Genomic DNA, 12728 nt, shown 5'->3' with positions numbered 1-12728 from the left:
ACGCCCTGGGCCACGTTGTAACGCTACTGGCGGGCATGGTCGACCAAGGCCCCGCCCACAGCACTCCAAGAAGTGATCAACACTGTCGGCAGCGGCAGACCTCTTGATCACTACTTCCCGCTCCAGCAAACCACTGCTAGTGGTCGATACTGACGACGATCTTGCCCGTGGCGCTGCCGTCGGCCACGGCGGTGTGCGCGGCCGTGGTGTCGGCGAGGGAGAAGTGGCGGGGGTCCAGGATCGGCTTCAGCTTGCCCATGTCGGCCAGGCCGGCGATGTTGCGCAGGATCTCGCCGTGGTGCTCGCGGCCGCGGCCGGTCAGCATGGGAGCCAGGGTGAACACGCCGGAGTAGGTCGCGCCCCGGAAGGACAGGGGAGCGATGCTGTGGGTTCCCCAGCCCAGGGAGCTCAGTACATGCCCGGTGTAGGTCCGGGCGATGGCGAAGGACGCGTCGAGGACCGGGCCGCCGACGGTGTCGTAGACGACGTCGAAGCCTTCACCGTCGGTGAGGCGGGCGACGTACTGGTCCGGGGTCTCGGTGGTGTAGTCGATCGCGGTCGCTCCGAGCGCCTCGACGACCTTGAGGCGGTGCGGTGCGTCGGTCGCGAAGACCTCGGCGCCACGCGCGCGTGCCAGCTGGATACCCACGTGGCCGACACCGCCGGCGCCGCCGTGTATCAGGACCTTGTGGCGGGAGTTCACCTGTGCCCTGTCGACGAGTCCCTCCCACGCCGTGATCGTCACCAGAGGAAGCGCGGCGGTCTCGCGCATGTCCAGCGACTTCGGCTTGTGTGCCAGCAGGCGGGCGTCGACGGCCGCGTACTGAGCGAGTGAGCCCTGCAGGTCGCCGACACCGCCGGTCATTCCGTAGACCTCGTCGCCCGGTGCGAACTCGCTGACGCCCAGGCCGACCTGCTCCACCACGCCGGCCATGTCCAGGCCGAGCACCGCAGGGGGCGTCCGCTTGGCATGCGCCGCCTGCCCGGCGGCGATCTTGATGTCGAGCGGGTTGACGCCGCTCGCCTCGATCCGGACCAGTACCTGGCCGGGACCGGCCACGGGCTTGTCGATCTCCTTCAGCGCCATGGGGGCGCCGAACTCTTCCAGGACTACTGCACGCATGGTGTCACCTTCGGATGTGCGTGGTTGAAGCGGGTTTCGGTAGGTCCGGCGTGGCCGGTCCCCTTAATCAGACAGACTAGTACGTTCGATTAAGGAGGGCAAGTGAAGCGTCAACCAGGAACCGCGCACCCCTCCGAGCCTGCGGGGCGGGGGCGGTGACCTGCATGGATGAAGTCCGCTGAGGTGCAATCGCCGTCACGCCGGGGCCGTACCAGGGGGTGCCAGGAGTTGGTCGTGGCCGACTGCATCGGGAACAGGCCGTCGGCGGACGCAACGGGACGCCTCGAGGGCGGGGCTGCGCAGGGAGGAGGGGAGTGTGGGGGGAGTGGTCTGCGAGGGCTCTGCACAACTCATGCGGGTGCTCCGGTGGCGGCTGCCGCTGGAGCACCGAAGCCTCGAAGAGGTGTCTCCTCATGCGGCCGGGTGACGTGGCGGTGGCACTTCATCCCTGGCGGGGGAGTCAGCCTTCGAGGCCGATGCGGACGGCCAGTCCCGCGAGGAGCACTCCGGTGACGCCGTCGATGTGGCGGCGTGCCCGACGGTATCCCGCAGCGATCTTGGGCAGGGAGAAGACACGGGCCACCACCGGGAACCACAACGGCCGCCACGACGATGAGGGTGAGGCCGGCTGCGATTCGCTGTCCCCAGCCGAGGGTCGGCGGGCAGGATCGCTGCGAAGACACTGGTGAAGCAGACGGCGACCTTCGGATTGCCCAGGCTGGTGAGGGCTCCGACGCGCCAGGCGGCTGCTCGTGGACGAGGTCAGCCTTGCCGTCGACCTCCACCCGCGGTTCGCCGTCGATGACGAGAAGGGGGAGGCGGGACGGACATGGCGGAACTCCGTCGACTGGACGTCGAACCCGGTGGGCGGGCACCTGGTCGCGTTCCGCGGTCCCTGTGCACTCCACGCACTCGATTGTCATGAGTGGGCACGGGCCGTCTGTTCGCGGTTGCGCCCCTGAGGGCGCTTCCGTCGGTGCGGGGCCTCAGACGGTGTGCGGCTCCGGGCCGGTGATCGAGGACGATGGCGCACCGATGGTGGAGCCTGGCACATTGCCCGCCAGAACCTTCCACGTCAGAATTCGGGCATTATGCCATCGGGTTGTGTTTTCCACCGATCCGCCACGCCTGTCGCAACTCTTAGGCAGCGAGGCGGGTAACTCACATATCCTGCTTCGGATCACCGGGAGTCGCTACTGGCATATCCTGGCTCATCGCCACTGCTCACTTGGATCGAAGCTTCCTCACCGAGGCGCTGCCGCACGTTGATAAGAGAACCGATGGATCCCCTTAACGATGTACTCGCCCTTCTGGACATGCGCAGCGCGAATTTCGCGCGGCTGGAAGCGGTAGGCGCATGGGCGATCTCTTTCGCCGGATACCAGCACATCAAGCTGGGCGCCGTTCTCGAAGGCGAGTGCTGGGTGGAGACCGAAGGCGCTCCTCCTGTCCGGGCCGTCAAGGGCGACTGCTATCTGCTCGGCAACGGCCGGCCGTACCGGCTCTCCAGCGACCCCGCGGTTCCTGCCCAGCCGAGCAGCGAGGTCTTCAAGGGCTTCGTCGAAGGCAGCAGTGTCCGTGTCGGTCCCTCGGAAGGTGTCCCGGAGGGCGTCGTTGTCGGCTGCGGATTCCACCTCGACACCGCGAACGCGGCCGTACTCCTGGACGTGCTGCCGCCACTGGTGCACATTGCGGCCGACAGGGGTGAGGCGGGTGCCATCCGCACCGCGCTGGACATGCTGCGCCAGGAGACCGCTGCCCCTGAGATCGGCAGCGCCCTGATCGTCGAACGGCTGGCTCACATCGTTCTCGTCCAAGTGCTCCGCAGCTACGTCGCGGCCCGGGGCTCCACAGGCCGGGCATGGCTGACCGCCCTGGCCGATCCCGCCGTCGGCACGGCGCTCTCCCTCATGCACGAGCATCCCGCCCACCCGTGGACGGTGGCCGAACTCGCGACCAAATCAGGAATGTCACGTTCCCACTTCGCGGCACGCTTCAGCGATCTTGTCGGCACGCCTCCCCTTGAGTACCTTGCCACCTGGCGAATCCGCTCTGCGGCGCGCGAACTCCGCACCGGAAACCGCACGATCGCCTCGATCGCAGGGCAATACGGATACGGCTCGGAAAGCGCCTTCAGCCACGCTTTCAAGCGCGTGATCGGACAGGCTCCCGGCCGATATCGCAGGCAGGCCCGGCTCCACTGACCCGGTGCGCACCGAGGCGGTGGGAAATCGCGCGGGGCCGCTGTCTGCGGTTGTCGCTGCACCTGCACGATCCTTGCCGGGTGCGTCTTGGGGGCGTTGGCGTCTGCCCGTGAGGGCCCGTCACCTGCTGGGCAGGGCAGTGCCGTTGAGAGGCTTCGGATGGCGAGATGCCGTATCAGACGGCCTGCGTGGCAGCGGAGTTGCTGAGGTTGAACCTGTGAGGGCGCGCGCGTCGCGTCCACGCCCCCGGAGAGTCACGCATCCCAGGGAGTCACGTAGACCGGGGAGTCACGTAGACCAGAGTTCTGCGCACGCAACAGCCCCGCGCAGGCCGGATCAGCCGCCGGGGTGGGAGGCCGCCCAGCCGTGCTCGAGCAAGGCGAAGGCCTCGTCGGCGGCGCGGTGCGGCTCGGCGTGCCGCAGGATGAGGCCGCGGGACTCCAGGGCGAAACGAGCCAGGGCGGCGCAGCTGATGTCGTCCTCGGGGGCGCCGACAGCCTCGGCGATGGCCCGCGCGAGGGCCGTTTCATGGCGCGTCCACATGCGGTGGGCGTAGTCGCGCAGCGCTGGGGTGTCCTGCACCATGCGAGTGAAGTCGGCGAACCGCGGGTCCGTGGCATGGACGGCGAACTGAGTCTGTCTCCGCAGGATGTGCTCGCGCAGCGCCTGCGGGATCGACTGGCCGGGGGTGCGGTCGCGCACGGCGGCGACCAGCGCCGCTTCCAAGTCGTCGTCCTGATCGAAGACCAGGGCCTCCTTGCCGGAGAAGTGCTTGAACAGGGTGGTCACCGAGACGTCGGCGGCGTCGGCGATGTCCTTGACGCCGACCCGGTCGTAGCCGCGGTCGAGGAAGAGTTCGAGTGCGGCGTCGGCCAGGGACTGGCGGGTCTGGGCCTTCTTGCGCTCGCGGCGCCCGGTCGGTTCGGTCACGCACCCACCCTAGCGCAGTGCGCAGTCACTATGAAAGTTGAGTCGTTGCACTTATTTGGTGAGTGTGCTTTCTTGGTGCAGCCGGGCACCTCCGGCAGCTCACCCACCACCAGAGGGACACCTTCCATGAACCCTGCCCGTGATCCCCGCATCGCGATTGTCGGCGCCGGTCTCGGCGGCCTCACCTGCGCCCGAGTTCTGCAGCAACACGGCCGCTCCGTCACCGTCTTCGAACGCGAGGCATCCGCGGACGCCCGCCCGCAGGGCGGCACCCTCGACCTGCATGCCGACACCGGTCAGGCCGCCCTGCGCGCGGCGGGACTCCTCGACCGATTCCAAGCCCTCGCCCGCCCCGAAGGAGAGGAGTGGCGTGTACTCGACTTCGCCGACGCCTCCCTCCTGGCGCATCAGGGGCCGACCGCCGACGGCGGCCGGCCGGAGATCGACCGCGGCCAACTGCGCAGCCTGTTGCTGGACTCGCTCACCGAGGGCACGGTGCGGTGGGACCGCGCCGTCACCGAAGCCGCCCCGCTCGCGGACGGCGGCTGCCGGCTGCTCTTCGGTGACGGCACCGCCGAGGACTTCGACCTGGTGGTCGGCGCCGACGGCGCCTGGTCGCGCGTCCGCCCGGCCCTGTCGCGTGCCGCACCCCGTTACACCGGCGTCACCTTCGTCGAGACCGGATTCGACCACTGCGACACCCGCCACCCCGACCTCGCGCGGCTGGTCGGCAACGGATCGCTGCTGGCGAAGGGTGCCGGCAGGTCCCTGGTAGCCCAGCGCAACAGCAACGGCCACATCCGCGCCTACATCGCCCTCCGTGCGCCGGAGGACTGGCACGTGGCAGCCGGTGTCGACCTCGGTGACCAGCGAGCCGTGCGGACGCACCTGCTGAGGGTGTTCGACGGCTGGGACGAGAGCCTGCGCTACATTGTGAGCAACGGTGACAGCGGGTTCATCAACCGGTCCCTGTTCGTCCTGCCCGCCCCGCACACCTGGGAGCACGTTCCCGGCGTCACGCTGCTCGGCGATGCCGCGCACCTGATGCCCCCGGTCGGGCTGGGCGCCAATCTCGCCATGCTCGACGGCTCCGACCTCGCCCACGCCCTCGTCACCGAATCCAGCGTCGACGGCGCCGTTCGCGCCTACGAGAGCGTCATGCTGCCGCGCTCGATCGAAGCCGCGTCGGGCAGTGCACAGGGACTCGACCACCTCGTTCCCGCAGCGGCCTCCTGAGCCGACTCCATCGCCCTCGCCACCGCGGCCGCACCCGCCCCGGTCGGCCCCCAGGGGCCATTCGCTGCAGTCGGCCTTTCCTGCGTCGAGGACGGCCGGGGCACCTGAGCCATTGCTGCCCATCTGTTGTGGCTGGCTCCGATGGTGCCGACGCCGATCTTTGCCGTGGTTCTCCTCCAGTGCAGCCGTGAGGCAGCTTGCCGGATGTCCGCGGTGGTCTTGCTGGACTCGTGACGCCGCGGGCGCTTGAGTGGGACGGGTCGGTGAGTCGAACGGTGCATCCCACGGCACTGCCGCGGGTCGACCATGCGCTGCACTGCTCGATGTCGCCTGAGATGAAGGGCGGCGGTGATAGGTAGACAGCGGATCCCGAGGCCGTCGACCGCCTGCTGCTGGCCGGCCGTCGGACACCGCATGGAGCGGGAGGACCCGTGATGCGAGCTCTCGTCCGCGATGCCCGGTACTGCGCCGAGCCGGCGCTTCAGCGCGACATCGTTCCGCGCCGGCCGGAGCACCTCCGCCCGGCCCGTGCTGCGCCACCACCAGCTCTCGCCTGCGTATGACCCGCCGTAGACCGACCGTCTACGCCGACCCGCCGTAGACCGACCGCGTACGTCGACCTGCCGTAGGTCGCCCTCCCACGCCGCGTCTGCCCGACCGGACCGGTGGGGCCCAAGTCGCGCATCCCTCCCCATCCTTACTCGCAGGTCGACCGTCTTCACGACGAATTAGGAGAACCCACGTCCGGGCGATTCGCATCAACACCCCGGGCGGTAGCGCCAGTCTGTGTCGCCGAGCGCCGAGCGCCGAGCGCCGAGCGCCGAGCGCCGAGCGCCGAGCGCCGAGCGCCGAGCGCCGAGCGCCGAGCGATGCCCGAAGTCTCATTGGAACCCCCCTGTTCGTCGGCGTCCCGGCCGGAGCCCGATGAGTTGCTGTCAGGCGTCTCGCCACCACGGAGGTCGGATGGTCTCGTTTGCGTCGGCGGCGCAGTTGACGCCGTGGACGACCTCCGAGTCGGCCAGGTCCCAGCCGACGATGCCGTTGCCCTGCCGGGCCAGTTCCACCAGGCGGGCGCGGTGGGTTCCGCTGCCGGTGTTCACGTCGCACGTCTCGACACTAGTCCACGAGTGCCCGTCCAGGGCGGCGATGATCGCCACGGCGGGCAGGACGATGCCGCCGAGCAGCAGCCCGGCGATCCACAAGGCGTCGGCGCCACGCTGAGGGACGGTCTCCGCCGGCTTGCCGGTGCGGCGGCCCGTAGTGTACTCACGGCGGCCCGTTCTGTACTCGACCATGACCCCCACCCGCACTACGTAGGAGGCCAGGCCGGTGGCCAGGCCCCAGCCCAGGCCGTTGAACGCGCCGACCACCACCCCCAGGGCGAGCGGAACCACGGCGGCAGTGGCCGCGGTGACCGCCATGGGGGTGTCCCGATGTCTGAGGGCGCCGCCCCTGGCCGCGAAGTGGGCGTAGCTGGCGCGCGAGACGGTCACGGCCAGCACCGTGGCCAACAGCGCCTCGTTGAGGAACATGCCGATCAGGATGTCGGCCCAGTTGCCCGGCCCCATGGCGATCAGGGCGTCCCTGGCCGAGTCCCCGCCGCCGAGCGTCCAGGCCAGCTTGAGCGCCGGGACGGCGACGACGACGGCCAACAGCACGACGTGTCCGGCCCTCTCCCGGTAGTCCCCGGAAGCCTTCTCCTCACTCATGCCACGAGTCTCACGGACCGAACGCCACAGGCAAGGTCCAACACACGTGCACTCCTTGGTCATCCTGACGAACCGACGGCAGTGACAACCCTCGCGATCGAGACACCGAAATCCTGCGGCTGCCGGCCGGCTCGGCCACGCGTCCTCGAGCGGCCTGCGGAGCAGCGGTCCGTGAGGGCACGACGACCCGGGGCGCCCCCACGCGTCCTGCCGTCGGGGTGCAGACGGATGCGGGCGCGAGACGCCATTCAACCGGTGGTGGGGGACGCGATGACGACGGTGACATCGGCTGCCTCCGCATCCGTGCGATAGACGTGCGGGGCGTCGCCCGCGAAGGCGAGCAGGTCGCCCGAACGCAGCTCGGTGGGGTTGTCGGCCGGACCTGCGATGAGCATGCCGACGGAGACCAGCAGGTGCTCGACGGTGCGAGTGGCGTGCGGTACGCCGTCCAGGCGCGTCCCGGCGGGCATACGCAGTCGCCAGATCTCCAGGCTGTCGCCGCTGCTGATATGGCGTAGCAGCTCCCGTCCCAACTCGCCGTCGGCCAGGTCTGTTCCGGGCACGAACACCGGTCCCGGGTCGGTGTCGCGGGCAAGGAGGTCGGTTGAGCGGGACACGCAGGGCGATGGCGCGCCGCGGTGGCCTCCTCGCGCCGGTCGGGCGTCTCCAGCCTGGTGTCGGTCTGCGGCGCCGTGAACTCGATGCGGGCCTGGCCGAGGAAGTGGCAGTCCCATCGAGAACGCCGGAAGCGCGTCCTCGCCGGCGGCCACGGCCACCACCAGCCCGGTTTCCGGCTCGCGCACGGGGATGATCTCCCATCCGTCCACCCAACCCCGGTCGGCGGGCTGCCCCCCGCTCTGAGGCTGGAACAGGTACTGCTCTACGGCGCCCCGACCGGGATCTTTCATGCTTGCCGCTCCGAATTTCATGTTGACGCGTCCAGAAAATCTAATTTGCCCCAACGATCGGTGAAGAAGGTGCTGGCGCCGTGTGATGCTGATATAGGCAGGATGATTGGCTGGCACGGGCAGGATAATCAAGGGAGATGATCGCAGAGTGTTTTCCGGGCGAGCATGGCGACTGGTGAAGTTCGGTGCACCGGCAGAATCCATCGAACTCCAGCAGATGACCTGGCCCGAGCCTGGACCGGGGCAGGTGCTGGTCCGCGTGAGCACGGCCGGGGCGGGATATCCGGACGCAATGATGGCCGCGGGTCATTTCCCGCTGCTGGGGGAGCCGCCCTTCGGCCTCGGTGAGGAGGCCGCGGGGGAGGTGGTGGCGGTGCCGCCGGGCTCGCGGTTCACCGTCGGCGATCAAGTGACCGGCATCACCGGGTTTCTCGACGGGTGGGGCGGCTATGCCGAGTACACGTACCTGCGCGAGGAATCGACCATCAGAATCCCGGCGAGGATGACCCTCCAGGAGGCCGGTGGCTTCCCGATCGCTTTCCGCACGGCATACGCCGGGCTGATCGACCGCGCACCCGTGAACGCCGGCCAGGTGCTGCTGGTGCTCGGCGCCGCCGGCAGCAGTGGCGGGGCCGCGGTGCAGCTCGGCAAGGCGCTGGGAGCGACGGTGATCGCTGTCGCCGGGAGCCGGGAGAAGCTGGACTTCTGCATCCGTCATGGCGCTGACCATGGGGTGAATCACCGCTCCGAAGACCTGCCCACACGCGTCGGGGAGCTCACCGGTGGCCGTGGGGCAGATGTCATCTTCGACCCTGTGGGCGGCGGGACGGCGCTCGCGGCGCTGCAGGCGATCGCCCGTGACGGACGCTTGGTGCTCATCGGTCTGGCGAGCGGAGAACCTGTAGCGCTCGACGCGATGGACATGCTGATGCGCAACTACTCGGCAGTGGGGGTCCTTGCCACTCCGAAGGACACGGCGGCGGAGGCAGCCGTGTGGGACCGCCTCGCGGATCTGACGGACAGGGGAGCCATCCGCACATCGGTGGGCCATGTGTACGACTTCCAGGACGTGCCGGAGATGATCGCCGGGCAGACGGCTCCGGGAGCGGGCAAGTCGGTCGTGCGGATCACATCGGCGTGAGGATCACTTCGGCGTGAGGATGATCGTGCCGTCGTCGTACCCGGTGGCCCTGTCACCGCCATCACTCGATGGTTCCTGAAAACCTGGCCCAGGAAGCCGTCATTCAGTTGGCGTGGGAATGCCGCCGCATCGAATGTATTCCTCGTCGCTGATCCAGAACGTTCGCGCACATATTGCGGACTCCTGAGCATTCTCCGTGCCGATACGGCCGTCTACCGTGGTCCGTGCTGAAAGGGTGCCGCACTGCCGTGGGCGTAGCATATGCTCCGTGGCCTCTGCCGGACGACGGCTGCCGCAGACCCTTTCGGGCATTCATGGAATTCATCAGGGAATAATGACCCGAGGGGACGACGCATGCCTGCTGACCGCAACAGTCAGCCCACCATCCTGCTGGTTCACGGAGCCTGGCACGGTGCCTGGTGCTGGGACAAGCTCGTTCCGGAGCTGGAGTCGCGAGGATGGGATGTCGCGACGGTGGATCTTCCCAGCGCTTCCGCCGCGGCCGAGCACACGGCAGGTATGTACGACGACGCCGCGGTGATCCGCGAGAAGCTGGCCGGGATCTCCGGGCCTGTGGCCGTCGTCGCACACTCCTACGGCGGAATTCCCGCCACGGAAGCGGCCGCCGGAGCAGACAACGTTTCCCGGCTGATCTACCTGGCGGCGTTCCAGCTCGAAGAGGGCGACTCACTGGCAGGCCAGGCGGGCGGCGCCCTTCCGACCGGCGACACCGGCACCCTGCCCTGGAACCCCGAGCACCGTGAGTCCTTCTACAACGGTGCGACGGACGAGGACGCGGCCTGGGCCGCGGAACGGCTCGTGCCGCAGAGCATCAAGTCCTTCAGCGAACCGCTGACCGCCACGGCATGGAAGGACGTGGAATCCCGCTACATCGTCTGCGAGCTGGACAACGCTCTCCCGCTGGACTTCCAGCAGGGGATGGCAGCCCGGTCCGGCCAGTCCTATCAGCTGCCCTCGGGGCACTCGGCCTTCCTGTCGATGCCTGCCGAGCTGGCCGAGACGATCGCCGTCGCCGTTCTGGACTGAGCCTGACGAAGCGGCTCCCACCGCTGTTCAGGTGCTGTTTGCCGACGACGAACCCGGCGTCGGCAAACAGCACCTGCCGGATGGGCGGTCCCTTCAACAGCACCGGGGCGAGTTCGCCGAGCCGCCACGCACTCGTCGTCTCTCTACGCCTCCCAGGACCTCGGCCCCCTGCAATGCCGGACCGCCGGACCGCCGGACCGCCGGACCGCCGGACCGCCGGATAGGCAGACCGCCGCGTCACGCCGGAACGCCTCTGCGCCGCCAACGGCAAAGATCTCATCCTTGCGGCCTCGAATCGCGAGGACGGGGACGCGGTGCGATGACCGTTTCCGGGGACGGCGTCGCCAGCGGAAGGGAGCGCTGAGCGTGTGGCCCGCGCCGCTCGCCCGTAGGGTGGTAACACCGCGCACCACGTACCGGGAGGTCGGCCATGGCCGAAACTCCGTTCCCCGCGGGCTCGCCCCAGGACTCGCGCTACCTGCCGATCTGTGAACACGGACTCATCGGTGATCTGCGCAGCGTGGCCCTGGTCGGCAGCAACGGCACCATCGACTGGTACTGCAGTCCGTCCTTCGACGCACCAAGCGTCTTCGCCGCGATCCTGGACGCCGAACGCGGTGGCCGCTTCGAGCTGGCCGCCGCCGTACGAGCACGTACGAAGCAGTTCTACTTTCCCGACACCAACGTGCTGATCACGCGGTTCTTCACCGAGGACGGGGTCGGCGAGGTGCAGGACTTCATGCCCGTCGACGCCGAGACTCCCGGTGCGGCGCATCGACACCGGCTCATCCGGCGGGTTGTGTGCGTCCGCGGCACGGTCCCCTTCCGCGCACTGATCGCTCCCCGCTTCGACTACGGCGCCGCTGCCCACACCGTGCGAACCGTAGGCGATTTCGTTCTGTTCGAGTCGGCAGGCCAGTCGCTCGCGCTCACTGCCACCGTCGCCATGGAATGCGTGGGACGGGACACGCGCGCCGAGTTCAAGCTCAGCGAGGGCGAGTGCGCGGTGTTCGCCCTCGACCAGGTGGACGACGTCATCACTCCGCGCGGCTGCGCCCACGCGGAGGCCGAGCATCAGCTGAAGGCCACGGTGGACTACTGGCGGCGTTGGTTGCACCAGTCCCGCTACCGAGGCCGCTGGCGGGAGATGGTGCATCGTTCCGCGCTCACGCTCAAGCTCCTCACCTACGAGCCCACCGGCGCCATCGTTGCCGCTCCCACCACCAGCCTGCCCGAGAGGCTGGGCGGAGGGCGCAACTGGGACTACCGCTACGTGTGGGTGCGTGATGCCGCCTTCGCCGTGTACGCGCTGCTCCGCCTCGGCTTCACCGGTGAGGCCGAGGCCTTCATGCGGTTCCTCACCACGCATATCAGTCCCGGCTGCGGCGGCTCCGCACCACTGCAGATCATGTACGGCATCGACGGTCGCACGGAGCTGCCCGAACACGAGCTGCGGCACTTGGAGGGGCATCTCGGTTCCGCACCGGTTCGGGTGGGCAATGCCGCTGCCGATCAGCTTCAGCTGGACATCTACGGTGCGCTGATCGACTCCATCTATCTCTACGACAAGTGGGCCGAGCCCATCTCCAGCGGGCAATGGGACGACGTGTGCCACCTGGTCACCTGGGTGTGCGAGCACTGGGACCAGCCCGATGAAGGCGTGTGGGAGACCCGCGGCGGCCGCCGCACCTTCCTCTACTCCCGGCTGATGTGCTGGGTGGCAGTCGAGCGAGCCATCCGGCTGGCCGTGCGGCGGGGGCTCCCCGCCGACTTGCCGCACTGGCGGCAGTCCCGCGACGCCATGTACCGGAGGATCATGGACCGAGGCTGGTCCGAGCGTAGATCTGCGTTCGTCCAGTACGAGGGTGCAGACGTCTTGGACGCGTCGCTGCTGATGATGCCGCTCGCCAAGTTCATCGCCCCTACGGATCCCAAATGGCTGTCCACCCTGGACGCGCTCATCGAGGAACTGGTCTCCGACTCCTTGGTCTACCGCTACGACCCCGCAGTCAGCCCCGACGGCCTCGTCGGTGACGAGGGCACCTTCTCCATCTGCTCGTTCTGGTACGTCGAGGCACTGACCCGGGCCTGCCGACTCGACGAGGCGCGCCTGGCGTTCGAGAAGATGCTCACCTACGCCAACCATCTGGGCCTGTACGCCGAGGAGATCGGCCTCACCGGCGAGCAACAGGGGAACTTCCCCCAGGCGTTCACGCACCTCTCCCTGATCAGCGCGGCGTACAACCTGGACCGGGCCCTCGGCTGAAGCACTCGGCCCTGCCGGACCCGACCCCATCGGCGAACGGCCATGAGCCGTCATCGGGCGGAGCATGGCACATGAAGACCGGCCAGGGTCGGCACGACCGAGGCGCGGGCGCGCCGCCGGACGCCAGACGTGAAGTGGTCACCATCGTGCAGAGGGCCATGCCG

10 protein-coding genes are annotated in these 12728 nt (G+C 68.8%); 5 read left to right on the top strand and 5 right to left on the bottom strand.

Features of this window, described 5'->3' with window-relative positions; all coding sequences use genetic code 11:
• Positions 1 to 136: 136 nt before the first annotated feature.
• Complete coding sequence (locus ACIRPX_RS29090) at positions 137 to 1123, bottom strand: zinc-dependent alcohol dehydrogenase family protein (RefSeq protein WP_404200700.1); 987 nt, start codon at positions 1121 to 1123, stop codon at positions 137 to 139.
• Between the two features lie 460 nt (positions 1124 to 1583).
• Positions 1584 to 1709 (bottom strand): hypothetical protein, encoded by a 126-nt coding sequence (locus tag ACIRPX_RS29085; protein WP_404200698.1) that lies wholly within the window; start codon positions 1707 to 1709, stop codon positions 1584 to 1586.
• Between the two features lie 694 nt (positions 1710 to 2403).
• Between ACIRPX_RS29085 and ACIRPX_RS29080 the strand changes: the two genes are divergently transcribed.
• Positions 2404 to 3327, top strand: a complete 924-nt coding sequence (locus ACIRPX_RS29080) for an AraC family transcriptional regulator (RefSeq protein ID WP_404200696.1) — start codon at positions 2404 to 2406, stop codon at positions 3325 to 3327.
• Positions 3328 to 3663: 336 nt separating this feature from the next.
• Here the strand turns inward: ACIRPX_RS29080 and ACIRPX_RS29075 are convergent, their stop codons facing one another.
• Positions 3664 to 4257: a TetR/AcrR family transcriptional regulator gene (locus ACIRPX_RS29075; RefSeq protein WP_404200694.1), complete on the bottom strand. Its 594-nt coding sequence runs from the start codon at positions 4255 to 4257 to the stop codon at positions 3664 to 3666.
• Between the two features lie 126 nt (positions 4258 to 4383).
• Between ACIRPX_RS29075 and ACIRPX_RS29070 the strand changes: the two genes are divergently transcribed.
• Complete coding sequence (locus tag ACIRPX_RS29070) at positions 4384 to 5493, top strand: FAD-dependent oxidoreductase (protein WP_404200692.1); 1110 nt, start codon at positions 4384 to 4386, stop codon at positions 5491 to 5493.
• 935 nt (positions 5494 to 6428) lie between these two features.
• On the opposite strand, the gene ACIRPX_RS29065 is transcribed toward ACIRPX_RS29070, so the two are convergent.
• Together ACIRPX_RS29065 and ACIRPX_RS29060 are read right to left on the bottom strand one after the other, a co-directional pair.
• On the bottom strand, positions 6429 to 7202 hold the full coding sequence (locus ACIRPX_RS29065) for a hypothetical protein (RefSeq protein ID WP_404200690.1): 774 nt from the start codon (positions 7200 to 7202) through the stop codon (positions 6429 to 6431).
• A 248-nt stretch (positions 7203 to 7450) separates the two neighbouring features.
• Entirely contained in the window at positions 7451 to 7819 is a 369-nt protein-coding gene (locus ACIRPX_RS29060; protein ID WP_404200688.1) for a cupin domain-containing protein, read from the bottom strand.
• A gap of 466 nt (positions 7820 to 8285) precedes the next feature.
• Here ACIRPX_RS29060 and ACIRPX_RS29055 point away from each other — a divergent pair, with 466 nt between their 5' ends.
• The 3 genes from ACIRPX_RS29055 to ACIRPX_RS29045 all read left to right on the top strand — a co-directional run bounded on the left by ACIRPX_RS29055 (position 8286) and on the right by ACIRPX_RS29045 (position 12564).
• A complete protein-coding gene (locus tag ACIRPX_RS29055) occupies positions 8286 to 9251 on the top strand; it encodes a zinc-binding alcohol dehydrogenase family protein (RefSeq protein ID WP_404200686.1) in 966 nt (321 codons plus the stop codon).
• A 354-nt stretch (positions 9252 to 9605) separates the two neighbouring features.
• Positions 9606 to 10298 (top strand): alpha/beta hydrolase, encoded by a 693-nt coding sequence (locus ACIRPX_RS29050; RefSeq protein ID WP_404200684.1) that lies wholly within the window; start codon positions 9606 to 9608, stop codon positions 10296 to 10298.
• A 430-nt stretch (positions 10299 to 10728) separates the two neighbouring features.
• Entirely contained in the window at positions 10729 to 12564 is a 1836-nt protein-coding gene (locus tag ACIRPX_RS29045; RefSeq protein ID WP_404200682.1) for a glycoside hydrolase family 15 protein, read from the top strand.
• Positions 12565 to 12728: the final 164 nt, after the last annotated feature.

This window comes from Streptomyces sp. NPDC101225, assembly GCF_044767585.1.
GTDB lineage: Bacteria > Actinomycetota > Actinomycetes > Streptomycetales > Streptomycetaceae > Streptomyces.
Note: the sequence above shows the minus strand (reverse complement) of the source record. Positions and strands in the feature narration are given on the sequence as shown.